This window comes from Halomonas sp. A020, assembly GCF_027943625.1.
Taxonomy (GTDB): Bacteria; Pseudomonadota; Gammaproteobacteria; order Pseudomonadales; family Halomonadaceae; genus Vreelandella; species Vreelandella piezotolerans.
In genome coordinates this window covers 3,407,152-3,426,937 of sequence record NZ_AP022850.1, presented here as the reverse complement: position 1 = coordinate 3,426,937, position 19,786 = coordinate 3,407,152, and the positions used below count along the sequence as shown (strand labels likewise).

General features: G+C 58.1%; 16 protein-coding genes, 1 tRNA gene and 1 other RNA gene. 10 read left to right on the top strand and 8 right to left on the bottom strand.

Translation table 11 applies throughout. The features are described 5' to 3' along the window. Positions 1–82: 82 nt before the first annotated feature. The 4 genes from FRH_RS16145 to betI form a co-directional block, all read right to left on the bottom strand. Positions 83–2,569, bottom strand: coding sequence for an acyl-CoA dehydrogenase (locus FRH_RS16145; protein ID WP_281997258.1), 2,487 nt, complete (start codon positions 2,567–2,569; stop codon positions 83–85). Between the two features lie 206 nt (positions 2,570–2,775). After that, positions 2,776–4,452, bottom strand: a complete 1,677-nt coding sequence (gene betA, locus FRH_RS16140; protein ID WP_281997257.1) for a choline dehydrogenase — start codon at positions 4,450–4,452, stop codon at positions 2,776–2,778. Positions 4,453–4,506: 54 nt separating this feature from the next. Next, a complete protein-coding gene (betB, locus tag FRH_RS16135; protein WP_281997256.1) occupies positions 4,507–5,976 on the bottom strand; it encodes a betaine-aldehyde dehydrogenase in 1,470 nt (489 codons plus the stop codon). A 10-nt stretch (positions 5,977–5,986) separates the two neighbouring features. Beyond that, positions 5,987–6,610 (bottom strand): transcriptional regulator BetI, encoded by a 624-nt coding sequence (gene betI / locus FRH_RS16130; protein WP_281997255.1) that lies wholly within the window; start codon positions 6,608–6,610, stop codon positions 5,987–5,989. A gap of 194 nt (positions 6,611–6,804) precedes the next feature. Here betI and FRH_RS16125 point away from each other — a divergent pair, with 194 nt between their 5' ends. From FRH_RS16125 to ffs, 3 genes are all read left to right on the top strand, one after another. Next, complete coding sequence (locus FRH_RS16125) at positions 6,805–7,737, top strand: choline ABC transporter substrate-binding protein (RefSeq protein ID WP_281997254.1); 933 nt, start codon at positions 6,805–6,807, stop codon at positions 7,735–7,737. 91 nt (positions 7,738–7,828) lie between these two features. Further along, a tRNA-Met gene (locus FRH_RS16120) sits at positions 7,829–7,905 on the top strand. A 44-nt stretch (positions 7,906–7,949) separates the two neighbouring features. After that, an RNA gene (gene ffs, locus FRH_RS16115) (signal recognition particle sRNA small type) lies at positions 7,950–8,046 on the top strand. 207 nt (positions 8,047–8,253) lie between these two features. Here ffs and FRH_RS16110 read toward each other — a convergent pair. After that, positions 8,254–11,445 carry a multidrug efflux RND transporter permease subunit gene (locus tag FRH_RS16110; protein WP_281997253.1) on the bottom strand — a complete coding sequence of 1,064 codons (3,192 nt, stop codon included), beginning with the start codon at positions 11,443–11,445 and terminating at the stop codon, positions 8,254–8,256. A 6-nt stretch (positions 11,446–11,451) separates the two neighbouring features. Continuing rightward, positions 11,452–12,507 (bottom strand): efflux RND transporter periplasmic adaptor subunit, encoded by a 1,056-nt coding sequence (locus tag FRH_RS16105; RefSeq protein WP_281997252.1) that lies wholly within the window; start codon positions 12,505–12,507, stop codon positions 11,452–11,454. 544 nt (positions 12,508–13,051) lie between these two features. Here FRH_RS16105 and FRH_RS16100 point away from each other — a divergent pair. The 4 genes from FRH_RS16100 to FRH_RS16085 all read left to right on the top strand — a co-directional run bounded on the left by FRH_RS16100 (position 13,052) and on the right by FRH_RS16085 (position 16,033). After that, positions 13,052–14,011 (top strand): AraC family transcriptional regulator, encoded by a 960-nt coding sequence (locus FRH_RS16100; RefSeq protein ID WP_239283494.1) that lies wholly within the window; start codon positions 13,052–13,054, stop codon positions 14,009–14,011. Between the two features lie 58 nt (positions 14,012–14,069). Further along, a complete protein-coding gene (locus FRH_RS16095; RefSeq protein ID WP_153843391.1) occupies positions 14,070–14,852 on the top strand; it encodes a DUF3750 domain-containing protein in 783 nt (260 codons plus the stop codon). 93 nt (positions 14,853–14,945) lie between these two features. Next, positions 14,946–15,344 carry an antitoxin Xre-like helix-turn-helix domain-containing protein gene (locus FRH_RS16090; RefSeq protein ID WP_139527366.1) on the top strand — a complete coding sequence of 133 codons (399 nt, stop codon included), beginning with the start codon at positions 14,946–14,948 and terminating at the stop codon, positions 15,342–15,344. A gap of 11 nt (positions 15,345–15,355) precedes the next feature. Then, positions 15,356–16,033, top strand: coding sequence for an RES family NAD+ phosphorylase (locus FRH_RS16085; protein ID WP_281997251.1), 678 nt, complete (start codon positions 15,356–15,358; stop codon positions 16,031–16,033). 19 nt (positions 16,034–16,052) lie between these two features. Here the strand turns inward: FRH_RS16085 and mntR are convergent, their stop codons facing one another. Continuing rightward, the gene (mntR, locus tag FRH_RS16080) at positions 16,053–16,532 is read right to left on the bottom strand and encodes a manganese-binding transcriptional regulator MntR (protein ID WP_139527368.1); all 480 of its coding nucleotides are present in this window, start codon (positions 16,530–16,532) and stop codon (positions 16,053–16,055) included. Between the two features lie 153 nt (positions 16,533–16,685). Here mntR and FRH_RS16075 point away from each other — a divergent pair, with 153 nt between their 5' ends. From FRH_RS16075 to FRH_RS16065, 3 genes are read left to right on the top strand one after another with little or no spacing between them, the layout of a single operon-like run. Continuing rightward, positions 16,686–17,606, top strand: coding sequence for a metal ABC transporter substrate-binding protein (locus FRH_RS16075; RefSeq protein WP_058577761.1), 921 nt, complete (start codon positions 16,686–16,688; stop codon positions 17,604–17,606). A 6-nt stretch (positions 17,607–17,612) separates the two neighbouring features. Beyond that, complete coding sequence (locus FRH_RS16070) at positions 17,613–18,437, top strand: metal ABC transporter ATP-binding protein (protein WP_239283491.1); 825 nt, start codon at positions 17,613–17,615, stop codon at positions 18,435–18,437. Positions 18,438–18,446: 9 nt separating this feature from the next. Next, a complete protein-coding gene (locus FRH_RS16065) occupies positions 18,447–19,382 on the top strand; it encodes a metal ABC transporter permease (RefSeq protein WP_281997250.1) in 936 nt (311 codons plus the stop codon). Here the strand turns inward: FRH_RS16065 and FRH_RS16060 are convergent. Continuing rightward, a complete protein-coding gene (locus tag FRH_RS16060; protein ID WP_044628016.1) occupies positions 19,375–19,782 on the bottom strand; it encodes a CBS domain-containing protein in 408 nt (135 codons plus the stop codon). The genes FRH_RS16065 and FRH_RS16060 overlap by 8 nt on opposite strands. Between the last annotated feature and the right edge of the window lie 4 nt (positions 19,783–19,786).

Below are 19,786 nucleotides of genomic sequence, written 5' to 3'. Positions count from 1 at the left end.
CTTCGTTTTAGAACATGACGTCCGCGCAAAAAAAACCGGCCCCAAAAGGGCCGGTCGAGGGTCTCGCTAGATGAGGGTCGTGTTATTTGACGCTGGTTTCTGCCGATGGTGACGCCTTGGCCGATGTTGCGTTGTGGTCGATCAATGTCGACTTGTCGTTGGCAAAGGCGTCGTAAGCGAAGTCATCGACGGTCAGCATTTCCAGTACTTCGGCTTCGAACGTGCGCATGAAGGCAGCGTCCTCTTCGTTGATCAAGCCTTTCTCCAACGCGGCTTCCACACGTGCTTCGGGGTGCAGCGCGGTGTGTGGCAGTTCCCCTTTGGCGTAGGCTTTGTTAACCGTGCGGTAGATCGATTCGGCGCGGTCGTAATCACCCAGCAGAGCGTTATAGCGTGCCAGCGGATTGCTCACCGCACCGTCGTCTTTGTCCCAGGTGTTCGAAAGCAGCTTGCTGCGCAGCGCGCTATGAGTCGATACCCGCTGGGCAATATCCCGCGCCAGGTCGTCATGGGGTTTGTTCCAACGGCGGCCCGTCGGCATGACAACCACTTTTAGCACCTTGCCCAGGGCGCGGTTGGGCAGGTTGTCGAAGATCTCGACAAACGCCTGTTCAGCGCGGTTGAGCAGGAACTGCAGGCTGTAGTGCAGCAGCGCTTCTTCGCCTTCTACCTTGTTGCCGGTGTGCCACTGCTTGAGCACCATGGATGCCAGATAGAGGTTGGAGAGAATGTCGCCCAGTCGTGCCGAGAGCATTTCGCGCTTCTTCAGCGTGGAGCCCAGGCTGGCCATGGCGGCGTCGGCGCAGAGGCCAAAGCCGGCTGACAGGCGCGCGATGTCCTGCGCGTAGCCAACGGCCGGACCGCTGAACGGCACGCTGGGCTTGCCGAGGCCGAAGCCCAGCGTGAAGGCGCGGGCCGCGTTGCCGAAAATCAGGCCCGCATGACCAAAGAACGCCTTGTCGAATGCTTTCGCGTCGTTGGCATCCTTGGCAGCCAGCTCCTCCAGCACGTAGGGGTGGCAGCGGATGGCGCCCTGACCAAAGATCATCAGGTTGCGGGTCATGATGTTGGCGCCTTCCACAGTAATGGCCACCGGGTTGGCGCTATAGCCAATACCCAGATAGTTACGCGGGCCAAGCGTGACCGCTTTACCACCGTGAACATCCATTGCATCGCTGAGTAGTACGCGCTGGAACTCGGTCAGCTGGCTTTTCAGAATGGCCGAGGGTACCGCCGGTTTCTCGCCGTGATCGATCAGGTTAGCGGTTTGGTACACCGTGGCGGCGGAAATGTAAGCCAGCGACGCCATGCGCGCCAACGGCTCTTGAACGCCTTCCATTTCAGCAACCGGCACGTTGAACTGACGACGCACGCGGGTGAAACCGCCGCTCCAGCCCAACGCGTAACGCGCGGTGCCGGTGGCGCCCGAGGGTAGCGTGATGCAGCGGCCAATCGACAGGCACTCGACCAGCATACGCCAGCCTTGGCCGATCATATCCGGGCCACCGATGATGGTGTCCAGCGGTACGAACACGTCTTTGCCCTTGATCGGGCCATTCATGAACGGGCTGCCAATAGGGTGGTGGCGACGACCGATGTCCATCCCTTGGGTGTCGCGGGGAATTAGCGCCAGGGTAATGCCCCGATCTTCTTCGTCGCCGAGCAGGTTGTCCGGGTCGAAGAGACGGAATGCTAGGCCAACCACGGTGGCGATGGGCGCCAGGGTGATCCAGCGCTTCTCGAAGTTCAGGCGCACGCCGACCACTTCCTCGCCATTAATGACCTGCTTACACACCACGCCGGTATCCGGCAGGGAGGTCGCATCGGAGCCTGCACGGGGGCCGGTGAGGCCAAAACAGGGAATTTCACGACCATCGGCCAGGCGCGGCAGATAGTGGTCTTTCTGCGCTTCGGTGCCGTACTTCAGCAGCAGTTCGCCCGGGCCCAGAGAGTTGGGCACGCCTACGGTGACCATCAACGTTTCGTTGGCGGAGAGCTTTTGCAGCACCATGGACTGCGCTTTGGCCGAGAACCCCAGGCCGCCGTACTCCTTCGGAATGATCATGCCGAAGAAGCCCTCTTTCTTCAGGTAATCCCACAACTCCTGGGGCAGATCGGCGCGCTCACGGGCAATCTCCCAAGCGTTGCACATGCCGGCAGCTTTGGCGCACTGGTTGTCTAGAAACGCCTGCTCTTCATCACTCAAGCCGTCGTCTTTGAAGTCGAGCAGCGATTGCCATTGGGGTTTACCCGAGAAGAGTTCGCCGTCCCAAGAGACGCTGCCCGCTTCCAAGGCGGTACGCTCGGTCGCCGATACTTTGGGAGCGACTTTTTTGAAGGTGGCAAAGATGCGCGGCGTCAACCATTGGCGACGCAGTGCAGGTAGGCCTGCAACGGCCACTGCCGCAGCGCCAATCAACAGCAGTGTGCCCACGATTGGGGCGCCGAGTACCAGGCCGGCTAAGCCCAGTACGCCTAACAGAGCAAGCGCAGGGGTGGCCCCTGCCTCGCGACGCATCACCACGAGCAAGCCGGCAGCGGCAAGCACGATGAGGAGTAAGGTGAGCATGGGTGTTCTCCGTGGGTGGTTATCGATGAACGTATTTAAACGTATGTTTGAATATTCGCAGAGTCATGATGCTTAGTGCAAGCCTTTCACCGTCATACGTTCGCTTTATATCTTCAATGTAGCGCAGTTAGGGCATAAAAAAACGCCATGGCGCGAGGCCATGGCGTTTTGACGCAGCGGGTTGGCGAACCCGTGTCGATATCGGCTTACGATGCCTGCTTGGCAGGCGCGCCGTTGGCGACATAGTAGTCGACGTTGGCACGGGGCAGGGGCTCGCGTCCGCGAATGCGGTCGGCGATTTTCTCCGCCAACATGATGGTGGGAGCATTCAAATTGCCGGTAGGAATGACCGGGAACAGCGAGGCATCCACCACGCGCAGCCCTTCGAGCCCGTGTACCCGGCCTTGGGCATCGGTGACGGCCATGTCGCCTTCGCCCATGCGGCAGCTGCCGCAGGGGTGGTAGGCGGTTTCGGCGTGCTGTTTGACGAAGTTGTCGAGCGCTTCGTCGCTCTGCACGTCTGGACCGGGGGCGATTTCCCGGCCTCGATACTGATCGAAGGCGGGCTGGGCGATGATCTCGCGCGTCAAGCGAATCGCATCGCGGAACTCTTCCCAATCCTTCTCCTTGGCCATGTAGTTGAACAGAATGCTGGGTGCCGCATGGGGGTCTTTCGACGTAAGGCGAATGCGTCCACGGCTCTCTGAACGCATGGAACCGACGTGGGCTTGGAAACCGTGCGCCTCGACGGCACTTTTACCGTTATAGCTGATGGCAATGGGCAGGAAGTGGTACTGCAGGTTGGGCCACTCCTCGTCATCGCGGCTACGGATGAAGCCACAGGACTCGAACTGGTTGCTGGCGCCCACTCCGGTGCCCTTGAACAGCCATTCTGCGCCGATTTTCGGCTGGTTGTACCACTTTAGCGCCGGGTAAAGCGAAATGGGCTCCTTGCACTCGTACTGAATGTACATTTCCAGATGGTCTTGCAGGTTTTCGCCGACGCCGGGCAGTTCATGCACGACGGGAATGCCCAGTTCTTTCAACCACTCAGGATTGCCCACGCCGGAGCGCTGGAGGATTTGCGGCGAGGCAATCGCACCACCGCACAGCAGCACTTCGCGACGCGCGCGAGCCTGCTTGGGCTGGCCTTTCTGCTCGTAGCGGACGCCGACGGCGCGCTTACCATCGAATTCGATCACGTCGGTGACGGCGCGGGTTTCGATGGTCAGGTTGCTGCGCTGTTTGGCCGTATCCAGGTAGCCACGTGCGGTGGAGGCGCGGCGGCCCTTCGGCGTCACGAAGCGGTCCATCGGGCCGAAGCCCTCTTGTTGGTAGCCGTTGACGTCATCGGTTTCTGGATAACCGGCTTGCTTGCCCGCCTCGATAAAGGTGCGGTAAAGCGGATTGTTGCCCGCTTTGGGCGTGGTCACGCTGACGGGCCCGTCGCCGCCGTGGTAATCGTTCGGGCCGATATCGCGGGTTTCGCTCTTCTTGAAGTAGGGCAGGCAGCTCAAGTAGTCCCACTCCTCCAAGCCGGGCTGTTTGGCCCAGTGGTCGTAATCAAGCGCATTGCCGCGGATGTAGCACATGCCGTTGATCAGCGAGGAGCCGCCAAGGCCCTTACCACGGCCGCACTCCATACGGCGGTTGTCCATATGGGGTTCGGGGTCGGTTTCGAACGCCCAGTTGTAACGCTTGCCCTGCAGCGGGTAAGCCAGCGCCGCAGGCATTTGGGTGCGAAAATCGAAGCGGTAGTCGGGGCCGCCGGCCTCCAGCAGCAGCACGCTGACATCGCTGTCTTCGGTCAAGCGCGTGGCCAGCACGTTACCCGCTGACCCGGCGCCGATGATAATGTAATCGAACTCAGTTGCTTGAGACATAGCGGTTCTCTCATCAAGAAGGAGGAGTGGCGTGTTCGAAAGCTGGGTTCAGCCTTAAAACACCGACTCGAACGGTCCCATCTCGATCTGTACGGACTTGGTTTGCGTGTAGTGATTGAGGGTTTCTACACCGTTTTCACGGCCAATGCCGGACTCTTTATAGCCGCCCACCGGCATTTCGGACGGGGATTCGCCCCAGGTGTTGACCCAGCAGATGCCGGCTTCTAACCGGTGAATCACACGGTGCGCGCGGTTCAGGCTTTCGCTGAAGACGCCGGCGGCTAGGCCGTATTTGGTGTCGTTGGCGCGACGGATGACTTCCTCTTCGTCGTCGAAGACCAGTACTGACATGACCGGGCCAAAGATCTCCTCTTTGACGACACGCATCTCGTCGGTGCAGTCGGTGAACACGGTGGGGGCTGCCCAGGCGCCTTTGGCCCATTCGCCGCTGTCCCACGCGTCGCCACCGGCCAGCACGCGTGCGCCTTGCTCTTTGCCCAGCGCGATGTAGGAGAGCACTTTTTCCTGATGTTCGAAGCTGACGAGCGGGCCGAAGTTGACGCTTGGGTCCATGGGGTCGCCCGCTTTGATGCGCGCCACGCGCTCGACCAGCTTGGCCTCGAACGCGTCTTTGACGCTGCGCTCGACGAACACGCGGGTGCCGTTGGTGCAGATTTGGCCGCTGGAGTAGAAGTTCGCCATCATGGCGGCATCGGCTGCGCGGTCCAGATCCGCATCGGCAAACACGATCAGCGGAGATTTACCGCCCAGCTCCATCGTCACGTCTTTCAGCGTGGAGCCACCGGCGGCCGCCATGACCTTCTTGCCCGTACCGACTTCACCCGTGAACGAGACTTTGGCAATGCCCTCGTGCTCGGTCAGCATGGCCCCGACGCGGCCATCGCCCTGCACCACGTTGAATACGCCGTTGGGCAGGCCAGCTTCACTGAAGATTTCAGCCAACTTCATGGCCGTTAGCGGCGTCACTTCGCTGGGCTTGAACACGATCGCATTACCCGCTGCTAGCGCCGGAGCGGCTTTCCAGCAGGCAATTTGAATCGGGTAGTTCCATGCACCAATGGCGCCGATCACACCCAGCGGTTCGCGGCGGGTATATACGAACGAGCTGTCGCGCAGAGGAATCTGGTGGCCCTCGATGGCGGGGGCAAGGCCTGCGTAGTACTCCAGGGCATCGGCACCGGTCACGATATCGACGCTGGCGGTTTCGCTGATGGGTTTGCCGGTATTGCGCGTTTCCAGCTCGGCGAGTTCGTCGTTGCGTTCGCGCAGAAGTGCCACGGCGCGTAGCAGGATGCGCGAGCGCTCCATGCCGGTCATGGCGGCCCACTCGCGCTGGCCACGCTGTGCGGCCTGAACGGCGCTATCGACATCGGCTTGGCTTGCTTGACCAATGGTGGCCAGCAGGCTGCCATCATAAGGATTGGTCACGGTAAACGTCTCGCCGGAGGTGGCATCAACCGGGCGACCATCGATATAGAGGGGCTGTACGTCTTGAGCGGCCATGTCGATCTCCTTAATAAAGTTCGGCAGTGGATGCGTCTTGAAAGCATCCGTAATGTGTCAGTAACTGGTCGAGATAGGTGTGCGCAAGATGGCGCGCCTCAGCGGCATCCAGGCCTTCGGGGGCCAGCGCGCCGCGCAGCCATAAGCCATCGATCATGGCCGCCAGACCACGGGCCGCGTTGCGCGCATCGGCTCGGGGCATGACGCGATGAAACTGGTGGCACAGGTTGGTATATAGGCGGCGGTCGTTGACGTATTGAAGACGTTGCAAGACGGGCTTGTGCATGCTGCTTGCCCAGAAGGCAAGCCACGTCTTCGCGGCAGGCCCGGTGACCTGAGTCCTGTCGAAGTTACCCTCGATAATGGCACCAATATGGGCGCGGGGAGAGTCATCTTCTAGTGCACGGCGTCGCGCCGCAACGGCATCGCTGAGATCGGTCAAAATTTGCCGCATCGTGGCTTCCAGCAAGCCATCCTTGCCGCCGAAGTAGTGGCTAATGATGCCAGCGGAAACCCCCGCATGACGGGCGATACGCATGACCGTCGCCTCGGCAAGACCCATTTCGTCAATGGCCGCCATCGTTGCCTTGATTAACTGCTGGCGGCGTATTGGTTCCATTCCCACCTTTGGCACAGCTATCTCCTAATGACGTTGAATGCCCATTGGCTCCTCACCTTGAAATGAAGGAGTAGGCATGATTACCTAACCATGATGGCATTTTTTTATTGAACGTTCAATCAATAAAAGTGTGTCGAATAGTTTCTCGCCTCTGCATTGCTCGCCGTAGAGGGCGTTTCAACATAACGGATAACGAGGAAAGACGACGGATGAAACAGCTAACCAAACGCCACTTGAGTGCTCTGTTCGTGACCGCCTGCCTGCCGATGACGGCTGCTGCCAATGAGTGTAGTAGCGTTCGTTTTGCCGAGGTGGGCTGGACCGATATCACCGCCACGACGGCCTTGGCCAGCGAAGTATTGGAAGCGCTAGGCTATGAACCCCGTGTCGATACGGTCTCGGTGCCCATTGCCTACGCCGGCATGCGTAATGACGATTTCGACGTCTTCTTGGGTAACTGGATGCCCTCCATGGCCTCCATCAGCGACCCCTACATCGAGCGTGGCGAGGTCGAACGTCTAACGGCCAACCTCGAAGGGGCCAAGTACACACTGGCAGTGCCGCAGTACGTATATGACGCGGGCGTGACCTCGGTGAATGATCTAGCCGAGCATGCCGATCGGTTCGAGCAGCGCATTCACGGCATCGAGGCGGGCAATGACGGCAACGAACTCATTCAGCAAATGATCGATGATGATGCCTACGGGCTAGGTGATTGGCAGGTGATCGATTCCAGCGAGGCGGGCATGCTGGCCGAGCTGAGTGCGCGGGTTCCCAATGAGAAGTGGATGGTGTTCCTGGGTTGGGAGCCGCACCCCATGAACACCAATTTCGAGATGGCGTACCTGTCTGACGCAGACGACTATTTTGGCCCCAATCTCGGTGGCGCGACGGTCTATACCAATACCCGCGCTGGTTTCGTCGAGTCTTGCCCGAACATCGGTGAGTTGCTGAGCAACATGACGTTCACGCTGGAGATGGAAAACCAGTTGATGAGCGCCATCATGGACGAGGGGGTCGAACCTCGAGAAGCGGCGCGTGACTACCTGAGTGCACATCCCGATGTATTGGAGGCGTGGTTGGAAGGCGTGACGACGCGTGATGGCGGCGACGCACTACCTGCCGTACAGTCGGCGTTGTAAGCGCGTGCGTTGAGCGCATGAAAAGGCAGGCCATTTCGGCTTGCCTTTTGCCGCTAATATAGGCATACTCTGCACCCGCTGATCTCGGAAAGGCTACGTAGCTCAGTTGGTTAGAGCACATCACTCATAATGATGGGGTCCCCTGTTCAAATCAGGGCGTAGCCACCAATCAGCGTCAGTATGCATTCAAACGCATACGACTATGGTGGCCCCTTAGGTCCTCCCGCAACGCTAAACTGCGAACCCCGCCAGGCCCGGAAGGGAGCAACGGTAGTGGTGGCTGCGTGTGCCGGGATGTGGCTTTTGGGGCCGCCTCCATTTCTGAGTTCTACTTTCCAGACAATTACCCTTCGTCCTAATTCTTTACCGCCTGTTAAGTCTACTGATTGCTCATGATCGCATCGTCGGAATGTGGGCAATGTCATCTGTCCGGTAAAAGTGCCAGTCATTGAATGGTGAGGGCGCTTCTGGAAAGCACCCTCGCTCTTGGCATGTGCTGATTGGCAACCCTCGTTATCACTCCATATGGAGTTGGTTGGAGGGAAGGGCGGGGCCACCCAACGAAGCGCCGTGATGGCTGACGAGCGGTCGCGATCCCGAGAGTTTACGCAGTGACACGTAAAACACCGGTGTCAAGAACAGGCCAAACAGAGTGACGCCGATCATGCCCGCAAACACCGCCGTGCCAAGTGCTGCGCGTACCTCGGCGCCTGCGCCGGTAGCGATCACCGACGGTAAAACTGCTGCCGTGAAAGCAATCGAGGTCATGATGATCGGCCGCAACCGTAGTCGGCAGGCTTCCAGGGCGGCTTCCACGATGCTCTTGCCCTGCAGTTCCAACTCGCGGGCGAATTCCACGATCAGTATGGCGTTTTTACACGCCAGGCCAATCAGCACGACCAGCCCTACCTGCACGAAGATATTGTTATCGCCACTGCCAAACCATACGCCGATCAGCGCGGCCAGCATCGACATGGGTACAATCAGAATGACGGCGAGTGGTAGCGTCCAACTCTCGTAAAGCGCGGCCAACACCAAAAATACCAGTAGGATCGACAGCGGGAAGACGATCATCGCCGCATTACCCTGGGTGGATTGCTGGTAGCTCAAGTCGGTCCATTCAAGCGCCATGCCTGGTGGTAACACTTCTTCCGCCAGGGCGTTAATAGTCTCCATTGCTTGGGCAGAGGAGAGGTCGCGGGGATCAAATTCGCCGGCCAAGTCCGCCGCTGGGTAGCCGTTGTAGCGCAGCACCGGGTCGGGCCCGAAGGTTTGCTTGATATCTACCATCGTGCCGATGGGTACCATCTCCCCCCGATCATTACGGGTACGTAGCTGGGCGATATCTTCAACGCTGGTGCGGTAAGGAGCGTCTGCCTGGGCGATTACCTGCCAGGTGCGGCCAAAGCGGTTGAAGTCATTCACGTAGGTCGAGCCAAGATAGGTCTGCAGGGTATCGAACAGTTCGGTCAACGGCACGCCTTGGGCCTTGGCTCTCAGCCGATCCACCTCGGCATCCAACTGCGGTACGTTGGATTGATAGCTGCTGATCGGAAAGCCCATCCCCGGTGTTTGCGCAATCGCGCCCTGGAGTTGATTGACCGCCTGCTGCAGCGCCCCGAAGCCAAGATTGCCGCGATCCTCAATGAATAGCTGGAACCCCGATCCATTGCCCAGGCCAAGAATCGGTGGTGGCATGAAAGAAAATGCAAACCCCTCTTTCAAACCACCAATGCCCTGGTTGATGCGGGCATTTATCTCCGCGGCGCTAAGGCTGCGCTCATCAAAGGCGCTGAGAGTAAGAAAGGCCACCCCGGTGTTGGAGGTGTTGGTAAACTGCAGCGCGTTCAGGCCTGGAAAGGCAATGGCGTGCTCCACGCCTTCGGTCTCCATGGCAATATCCACCACGTCCTGAAGCATCTCGTCGGTTCGCTCCAGCGACGCCCCTTCCGGCAGGATGACGCCAGCAATCAGGTAGAGCTTGTCTTGCACTGGAATGAAGCCAGGCGGAACTGCTTTGAACATCACGCCGGTGCCTAATAGAAGTAGGGCGTAAATTACGAACACCGCGCCACGATGCTTTAGGGAGCGGGCCACGCTGCTCTGGTACTTGTTGGAGCTGGCATTAAAGAAACGGTTGAAAGGACGGAAAATCCAGCCGAACAGGGTATCTATCACACGGGTGAGGCGATCTTTGGGCGCGTTATGGGGCTTGAGTAGCATCGCCGCCAGCGCGGGAGAGAGCGTCAGGGAGTTGATGGTGGAGATCACCGTGGAGATGGCAATCGTCACCGCGAACTGTCGATAGAACTGACCGGTCACCCCAGACAGGAAAGCCATGGGGATAAACACTGCGCACAGTACCAGGCCTACGGCAATGATAGGGCCAGAGACTTCCCGCATGGCCTGATGAGCGGCGGCCTGTGGCTTTAAGCCCTCTTCGATATTGCGCTCGACGTTTTCCACCACCACGATGGCGTCGTCCACCACGATACCGATGGCCAACACCAGGCCAAACAGTGTCAGCGTGTTGATGGAGTAGCCCAGCAGGTAGAGCGCGCCAAAGGTGCCGATCACCGAGACCGGTACCGCCAGCAATGGAATGATAGAAGCTCGCCATGTTTGCAAGAACAGCGTGACGACCAGCACCACCAGCAGTACGGCTTCCAGTAGGGTGGCGATCACCGACTTTATAGAATCATTCACAAAGATCGTGGTGTCGTAGACGGCTTCGTACTCGACACCTTCAGGGAACTGCTCGGACAGCTCCTCCATGGTGGCAATCACCTGCTCGCGAATCTCCAGCGCATTGGCACCCGGTGCCTGGAATATACCCACTCCTACCGCGTTATTGCCGTCTAGCTGCGAGCGCAGCGTATAGTCCCCGGCACCCATTTCCAGCCGGGCCACATCCGCCAGCCTCAGTATTTCGCCGCTGTCACCACGACTAAGTACGATGTCACCAAACTCTTCCACCGTTTCCAACCGCCCGCGGGCGTTGATCAGAGTGAGAAAATCGCTATTCGCGATGGGTTCGGCGCCCAACTGCCCGGCAGAGACCTGCACGTTCTGCTCGCGCATGGCCCCAACGACATCGCTGGCCGTCAGGCCTCGGGCGGCTATTCGGTCTGGATCCAGCCATGCGCGCATGGCGTAATCTCCGCCACCGAAGATTTGCGCATCCCCTATCCCATCGAGCCGGGCGAGTCGGTCGCGTACATTCAGTCGAACATAGTTGCGCAGATAAAGGGTGTCGTACTCACCGCTAGGTGAGGTTAGATGAACGACCATCAAAAACGTTGGCGATTGTTTCTGGGTAGTGACGCCTTGACGACGTACGGCTTCCGGCAACCTAGCCTCTGCCTGGCTAACGCGGTTCTGCACGCGAACCGCCGCCTGTTCAGCATCGGTGCCGGGACGGAAGTTGACGGTCATTTGCAGTACGCCATCAGAGCCTGCAACAGACTTGAGGTACATCATGTCCTCAACGCCATTGATGGCTTCCTCCAACGGCGTCGCTACGGTCTCGGCAATCTCCTGCGGATTGGCACCGGGGTAAACGGTTCTCACCACCACTGAGGGCGGCACGACATCCGGGTACTCGCTTATCGGTAGATTGGGAATGGAGATCAGCCCCACCGCCAGAATGATGATCGATAGCACGGCCGCAAAAATCGGACGGTCCACGAAAAAACGGGAGAAATTCATGGCGATTTACTCTTCCCTGGCCGCAATGGCGGGGGGCTCATTGGAAGCACGGATGTTAGCCACCGGTGCGGTCGCTACGCTTTTGGGGCTCACTTCCATACCGGGGAAGAACACTTTTTGTACACCATTGACGATCACTCGATCACCTGCTTGAAGCCCATCGATGATGACGGTACGTTCTGCTACCTGCCTTCCTGTGGTGACCTGTCGCTGTTCTGCTAGGTTATGCTCATTGACGACATAGACGTAGCGGCGATCTTGATTAGTCAGCACTGCCTTACGGTCTATCAGTAAGGCTTGCTCTAAGCGAGCAACCGGCATTTCGACCCTTGCAAACTCTCCAGGCCGAATGCGGCCATCTGGATTGGCCAGCACCGCCCGGAATTGTAAGGTGCCCGTACTGGGATTTAAGTGATTGTCGATAAAGTCTAGGGTGCCCGTGTACTGCCGTTGCGGGTCGCCGCCCAGTTCGATGGCCAAGTGATTCGACACCTCATTGCTTAAGAGTGCACGGCTGGCAAATGCAGCTTGCTCGTCTGCATCAAAGTAAACGTGTACCGGATCAATACTCACCAGCGTGGTCAACAGGCTCTGGTCGGCATTGGCTAGGTTGCCGCGAGTTACCATCGCCCGTCCGACGCGTCCACTAATCGGAGCCGTTATGCGTGTATACGCGAGGTCAAGCTCGGCGGTCTGCAGCGCAGCTTCGGCAGCAGCCACCATAGCGCGGTTATTATTCAGAGCCGATTGGCGCTGATCATGCACCTCTTGGGAAATGGCCTGACGCCCCAGTAACACCCTGGCACGCTCGGCCTCGCTGCTGGCCTGAGCCAATTGGCTCCTGGCTTGTGCAAGATCCGCTTGGGCCGCGCTCACGCGGGCTTGGTAGGGACGTGGATCGATGAGAAACAGTAACTCTCCCTGTTCGACCAGGTCGCCCTCTACAAAGGCCACCTCTTGGATATAGCCGCTAACCCGAGCTCTCAACTCCACCGTTTCGGCGGCTTCTACCCGCCCAGTGAATGACTCGCTCAACACCATCGGCTGAGTTACCACTTCCACTACGTCAACCTCGGGTGGCGGCTGCGAGGGGGCGGCTGCCCCATCGCTCTGAGCCTCGCAGCCAGCGAGTAAGACCATGATGAGTAAAAACGGTATGACAGCCCGACTACGTTCAAGGCGGACTCTTCGAGAAAAACTTCTCATGAGGGTTTGCTCCCTTGGCTACCGGCAACCAGTAGCGGCTTTCGTTATGCTTTTGGAGGGCACGTTGGCAGTCATGTCGTTGGTTCAGTAGCGCCAGATTCGACCAGAGACCCTAAGCACTGATTGGATACGAGCTAACATAGGGGATCGGGGATCGTGAGAGGTATCAGGTTCCTGCGGAAAGATTGCCTAATTCTGTCGCAGTGAGTGAAAGCACAAAGAAGCCGGTGGAGGCGAAATAACGACGTGTCTCGGTGCAAAGGAAAGATGACAACCTGATGACACTGAGTGCGAATTGTCGGTTTCGACGGTGTACTTGCCTAATTCTGCAAAACCAACCGAAAAGCCTTCGGTTCTTCAGGAGAGGGCATATACTGCAAATTATTAAGGAGGAAATCCCGTGACCGTTATCGCGCCCGAACAGATTGCCCAGTGCAGCGACAGCTTGTTACCGCAATTGAGCCAGGTCGTCCGCCGTTGGTCGCCGCTGGAAGCCCTTCAAGACACGGCGATTGCCGAAGTCCAACTGGTGCGCACTGATGCCCCTAGTAGTTTTCACTGTGCCGTCTATGAGCCGTGCCTGTGCTTCGTTATTCAGGGCAGCAAAACCGTATTGCTGGGTGACAAGGAGATCATCTACACCGGCCCCAGCTACATGGCGAGCGCCGTTCATTTACCGGTGGTGGGCAGGATTGACCATGCTTCACCAGAAAGACCTTTCCTAGCAGTAAAGGTCTCGGTGGACCCCCAGGAGGTGGCGGGACTAATACTAGAGTTAGGGGATAGGGCTCCAAATGGGGGGCGTGATGCTATCTGTCCTGAGATGGACTGCGGGTTAACGTCGGCGTACATGGATCCCCTGATGCAGGGCGCGCTCTATCGTTTGTTAAGTCTACTCGACTCACCGGAAGATATTCAGGTGCTTTCGCCGCTAGCGCGACGAGAGTTAATCTACCGAGCATTAACGGGTGCCATGGGCCCGCACATGCGTCGGTTTGCTGCCTCAGACTCCCAGGCTAATCGGATTGCGCAAGTGATTGACACGCTTAAAGAGCACTATGCCCAGCCGCTTAAGATCCGCGAATTGGCAGCGACCGTTAACATGAGCGAATCGACGCTTTATCATAGCTTTCGTCAAGTGACACGCATGTCGCCCCTGCAGTTCCAAAAGAAGCTGCGTCTACACGAGGCGCGACGGCTGATGCTGGCGGAGGGGCTCGAGGCAGCCACTGCAAGCTACCGGGTAGGCTATGAAAGCCCTTCCCACTTCAGCCGCGAATATAGCCGCATGTTTGGCGCACCACCACGCGCCGACGTCAGCCAGTTGCGAAGGGCATACGCAGAGTCGCAGCCCGCCTGAACAATAGCGTCATGGGTAGTTGCTGCAGTGGATTTCCCTCTCTCATCTGGATAGTTTCATGAAAACCGTACTGCGCTGGCTGGCTGCCATGACGGCCTTGTTGGTCTTATTGCTGGCAGGCCCGGTGTGGATATTGGCCAGTCAACAGGTCATTACCGATGGGCACTGGTCGAATCTCGATCGTTCGTCTGCAGGGTTGGCCCCCTCTCCGGATCGCGTCCAAGATGCTGTCGTACAGGTCTATGCGGCCCGTGCCTATAGCTGGCGCGGCGCCTTTGGTGTGCATATTTGGATTGCGACCAAAGCAGAGGGGGCGCGGGAGTATCAACTGCATCAAGTGTTGAGCTGGCGACGCCCAACGGTCGTCTCCTCCATCGATACGCCTGACCGAGCCTGGTTTGGACACCCGCCTGAGCTGCTTGCTGACTATCGCGGCGCGGCGGCTGCTGATTTGATCCCCCATATACAAGACGCCGTAGCGCGCTATCCGCAAGCCGATCTGTACCGAGTTTGGCCAGGACCCAATAGCAACAGCTTCATTGCTTGGGTGATCCGCGAGGTCGATGGTTTCGATGTGGCGCTACCCACGACCGCCGTGGGGAAAGACTATCTGTTCAATGGCGTCGTCGCCCGTGTGCCCAGCGGGACGGGGTATCAACTCTCGCTGGGAGGCGTGTTGGGCATCATGCTAGCGCTGGAGGAGGGCATCGAGCTCAACCTGCTGGGCATGAGTGTCGGTATCGATATTATGCGCCCCGCTCTCAAACTGCCTGGCATTGGTCGACTGGGTATGCCTGCCAAGGTGGCGGGAAGCAGTAACGCATCGTCGTCAGCGCAGTGATATGGCGTTGCCAGTCTTGAGTAGACGTGCACATGTCTTTCTAGGCACTTTTGTTCTAAAATGGTGTTTGTAGACATTAAGCTGGGAAGAGCCATGCAAACAGCGCAAGAGTTTGCCCATGATAAGTCAGCGGCTGCGGTGGGGTTGAAAGCCGCGGTACGTATTCTCGAGAAGTGGCGAGCCTCTGGAGAGCAAGGCGAGGCGATTCTGCGCGTCTCTCACAGTACCTACGCTCGTGCTCGGCGCGGCGATCTGGCAGCGATCAAGTTAGATAGTGACCAGCTTACGCGTATCAGCTATGTGCTGAACATCCACGCGGCACTGCGTATGATCTTCGATAACCCGGACAACCTGTATGGGTTCGTGAACATGGTCAATCACAACCCCTTTTTCAATGGTCGCACACCGCTGGCCATTATGGGCACGGGGGACTTTGCCGCGCTTTACGAAACCTATAAACGCATCGACAGCCTGCGGGGTGGGCAGTGGTAAAGGCGGCTGATTTGCCCGTACTGCCAGCCCGTGACGTCACCGGCTATCGGTTGGTGAACAGTAAATTCCCGCCCATCGATTTGTTCGATGACGTGGCAGGCCCTGACGAGTTCGCCGCTCTCCATGCGCTTCAGTCGCTCACCAACCCGCGGTTGCAAAACGAGGTGGGGGACTTGGCGCTGCTGCCGCTCGACCAGATTCCTTTCGGTATTCGTGGCTGCTCGTATGCCGTGGCGCCCTTTACGCACATCAATCCCGAAGGGTCACGTTTCAGCGATGGCAGTTTTGGCGTGCTGTATTTTGCCGATACGCTGGAGACTGCGATTGCGGAGGTCAAACATCATCAGCAAACGTACTGGCGGCGCGTGCCAGGTCTTCGCTATGAGCGGTTCGTTTTTCGGGGGTTGAGAGGCGTCTTCAATGAGGTATCAATAGGCGATGCGCTGACGCTGCCGAGCGATCATCTCGTCTACGCCCCCGATCATTACACGGCGTCTCAGCCCTTCGGTAGAGACGTCCGACGTATGCTGAACGGTCTCCGTTACCGCTCGGTCCGTCGACCCGGTGCCCACTGTTGGGCGCTCATGACGCCGCGTCATGTGACGGACATCATCCAGACCACCCATTTGGAGATGATCTGGAGCGGCGCCATCACCCAGGTGAATCATCTACGTGTCACCCAGCCATAGAGGCGTGCGGAAAAGAGGTTCAGTTATTTTGCTGCTGGTCAGTAAAGCGCTGCATGATCGTGAGCGTCTCATCGCTGACATGGTGTTCCATGCCTTCCGCGTCGATGCGGGCAGTGCTGTCGTCCACGCCTAACGCTCGCAAGAAATGCAGCACGATATCGTGACGAGCACGAGACGTTTCCGCCATTTTTTGACCTTCGTCGGTCAAAAACAGCGAGCGATATGGCTTGCTGGTCACCAGACCTAACTCGTTCAATCGACGGATCATTTTCGATACCGTCGCTTGACTAACGGCCATTCGGTTAGCAATGTCGGCCGCGCGCGCCTCACCGCGATGACGAATCAGGTCGCCAATCAATTCGACGTAGTCTTCGATGAGCTCCGTTTCGTGGGCATTGCGCACGGCTTCGTATTGCTGGGCGTGCTGTTCCACAGGCGGTAGTGCATCACCACTGTGTCCAGAGGGGGGTGAGGTGCGCCGCTGTTGGTGATCACTCATTGGCAAAGGTTATCAAAGTTAGTGGAAACGTTAATTGGCGATGGTAGCGCATTTTTGAAGATAATTGTTAGCCAAGGCTAAACTGTTTGCACATTGCTTTTTTGTTGAGCTAAAGTTATCTGTAACACGAGCCTAGCACAGAGGAGAGATCCAGTGGCTAAACCATACTTGCTAGCAGCCTTGAGCGTGCCGTTCGCCTGGTGTGGCGTTGTGACCAGTGCTCAGGCCGATGAGTTGCAAAACCCGCCCATCGAGATTGCCGTGACGTTTTCAGTTCTTGGCGACTTGGTGAAGAAAGTGGCCGGCGATGATGCGAACGTCACGGTACTGACACCGATCAACGCCGAAGTGCACGAGTGGGAGCTCACCCCAGATAATTTTGCTGCGCTCGAGGACGCCGACATCGTTTTTTATAACGGCTATCAGCTCGAGCAGTGGATGCGCCAAGTATCGGCGACGGTCAACGATGACATACCTATGATCGCCGTGGCAGAGGCGTCGGGTTACCCGACGCAAACGATCGTCACCGGTGAGATGGAAGGCGACGTGGACCCACACCTGTGGATGGACCCGCGGGCTGCCAGTGCCTATGTGCAAGCCATTGCCAACACGTTGGAGGATAGCCTGCCCCATCAAGCCGATGCGATTCAGCAGCGTGCAGCGGCACTGGAAGCGCAACTGCACGACCTACATGTCGAGCTCCAAGAAACGCTCGAAGCCATTCCCGAAGAGCGCCGCGTGCTGCTCTCCAGTGAAGCAGCCTTTCTCTACTTTGCCGACGCGTATCGGTTCGAGCACGACGGCATTTGGGGGACCAATGCCGAAACAGAGGGCTCTCCGCGTCAGTTGATGCGGGTCATCGATCGAATCAACGAGCGTCAACCGGCGGCACTGTTTTGGGAAAGCACGATTTCTGACCGCCATGTGACCAGTATCGCACGTGATACGGGGCTGCCCGTTGCCGGGCCGCTGTATGTCGACTCGTTGAGTGAGCCTGACGGGGAGGCTGCCGACTACTTTGCCATGCAGCGTCATAACGTTGCCTTGCTGCGTCGCTACTTGGCTAGCGAGTAAATCACGATGTCCTCACTACCGTCTCAACCAGCCAGCGCCATCGATGTGAGCGGTGTCTATGCGGCTTACCAGCGTCAGCCCGTGCTAGAGGATATTCACCTCTCGCTGCCAAGCGGGCGTTGGACGGCCATCGTCGGGCCGAACGGCGCAGGCAAGTCGACGCTGTTTCACGTGCTGACCGGTAGTATGAAACCCTTACGCGGCCGCGTGACGGCATTTGGTCAAGCCATCGAGCACCATCGAAAAGCCGGGCGCATTGCCTACATGGCCCAGCGAGAGGCCATCGAGTGGGACTTCCCTATTTCGGTGTGGGAAACCGTGATGAGCGCCCGCTATGGCCACATGCGTCAAGATGCGTGGTGGCGGAGGCTGCTGCCTGCGCGGTGGCATTCATCACGGCATCGTGATGCGGTGGAAAAGGCGTTAGACGACGTTGATATGCTGGCATATGCCGAGCGGCCGATCGGGGCCTTATCGGGCGGACAAAAAAAACGCGTGCTGCTAGCGCGTGCGTTAGCGCAAGAGGCGAGTATCCTGCTGCTCGATGAGCCGCTCGCGGGGGTCGACCCACCTAGCGAGCGACTCATTCTCGACGTGCTCAAACGCGAACGTGAAGCCGGACGAACCATCGTGATGGTGACGCACGATATGCCGGGCGCGCGTCGCTACGTGGATCATGTGGTACTGATCAATCGATTCATTCGCGGCGAGGGCGCGCCCGACGAAATGCTGAGCGATAGCAAGTTGGCCGAACTTGCGGTGAGTTCTATTGCAAATTCTCCAGCGGATGTCGAGCGTGTCCGCCTTCCTGCATTTGCCAGCAAAGAATAGGCGACTCGAATGTTAGAAACGTTGGATGCTTGGAGTAGTGCGCTGGTGGCGGGGCTCATCGCGGCGCTGATGGTGCCCGTGAATCTAATGCCCGACAGCGTATCAGAGGCGTTTCAGTACGCCTTCATGCAGCGTGCGCTGCTCACGTCGATGATGGTGGGAGCCATCTGCGGCATGCTTTCGTGTTACGTCGTGCTCAAGCGTTGGTCGTTGCTGGGGGATGCGATCTCTCATGCGGTGCTGCCCGGGGTGGCGGTTGCCTACCTGCTGGGCCTGCCTTTTTTTATCGGTGCCTTCGTCACAGGAGCGCTGACGTCGCTCGGCATTGGGGCGATCGAACGGCATACACGGATCAAATCCGATGCCGCCATGGGCATCATGTTTACCGGGGCATTTGCGCTGGGCGTCGTGCTAATCAGTAAAATCGCCTCCAGCACCCACTTGATGCATATTCTGTTCGGCAACGTGCTAGGAGTGCAACAGTCGGCACTACTGCTCACGTTGGCGGCCAGCCTCGTTGCGCTGCTGATGGTATGGCTAGCTTATCGTCCGCTCATGCTCTACGCCTTCGATCCGACTCAGGCGCAGGCACTCGGCTTCAATACCGGCGTGATTCATTACGGTTTGATTCTGCTGCTCACGCTCACCATCGTGGCCAGTTTGGAAACCGTCGGTATCATCCTCGTGGTGGCCATGCTGATTACCCCGGGCGCCACGGCCCACTTGATGACCGACCGCTTCAAAACGATGCTGTTTATCTCCGTGGGGATTGGGGTGGGGTCTGCCGTGTTGGGGCTATGGCTCTCGTTTGCGTTTGACGTAGCGTCCGGTGGCACCATCGTCTTGGTGGCAACGGGGTGCTTCTTCACGGCGCTGCTGTTTTCGCCCAAGCACGGTGTGCTGATGCGGCTCTGGCGGCATCGAAGCTTGGGCGGCGCTAATTAGTTTCCCACCCGATGACGAGCCGTGGGTAGTCGATGATCCCAATGACGCTGTGTTTTGCATCGACGACCGGTGCTTGGGATAAACCAAACTGAGCAAACAGGCGAGCGCAATAGCGAATATTCATTTCCGGACGGACGCTAATGATCGGTTTGCTCATGATTTCGTAAAGGCTTACACGGTCTGCAGAGCGATTGACTGCGAGCACTTTTTTAGCAATATCAGAGGCTAACACAAGCCCCAGTTCATCTTTCTCATCGCGCCTATCAACGATGATAGCGGTGGCATCGTATTGCCTCATTAATTCAATGCCGTCAGTAACGGTCATAAAACCATCGGTCGTCACATAGCGTGAGTGCATGACGTCCTGGGCAGTGCGCTCCGTCAGTGATGAGCTTGCCATTGTT

Coding starts and splice junctions, on each gene's coding strand:
- FRH_RS16060 (WP_044628016.1), bottom strand. CDS start 19,782: ATGGCAAGCTCATCACTGACGGAGCGCACTGCCCAGGACGTCATGCAC.
- FRH_RS16090 (WP_139527366.1), top strand. CDS start 14,946: ATGCAAACAGCGCAAGAGTTTGCCCATGATAAGTCAGCGGCTGCGGTG.
- betA (WP_281997257.1), bottom strand. CDS start 4,452: ATGTCTCAAGCAACTGAGTTCGATTACATTATCATCGGCGCCGGGTCA.
- FRH_RS16125 (WP_281997254.1), top strand. CDS start 6,805: ATGAAACAGCTAACCAAACGCCACTTGAGTGCTCTGTTCGTGACCGCC.
- FRH_RS16145 (WP_281997258.1), bottom strand. CDS start 2,569: ATGCTCACCTTACTCCTCATCGTGCTTGCCGCTGCCGGCTTGCTCGTG.
- FRH_RS16110 (WP_281997253.1), bottom strand. CDS start 11,445: ATGAATTTCTCCCGTTTTTTCGTGGACCGTCCGATTTTTGCGGCCGTG.
- mntR (WP_139527368.1), bottom strand. CDS start 16,532: ATGAGTGATCACCAACAGCGGCGCACCTCACCCCCCTCTGGACACAGT.
- FRH_RS16095 (WP_153843391.1), top strand. CDS start 14,070: ATGAAAACCGTACTGCGCTGGCTGGCTGCCATGACGGCCTTGTTGGTC.
- FRH_RS16065 (WP_281997250.1), top strand. CDS start 18,447: ATGTTAGAAACGTTGGATGCTTGGAGTAGTGCGCTGGTGGCGGGGCTC.
- FRH_RS16070 (WP_239283491.1), top strand. CDS start 17,613: ATGTCCTCACTACCGTCTCAACCAGCCAGCGCCATCGATGTGAGCGGT.
- betB (WP_281997256.1), bottom strand. CDS start 5,976: ATGGCCGCTCAAGACGTACAGCCCCTCTATATCGATGGTCGCCCGGTT.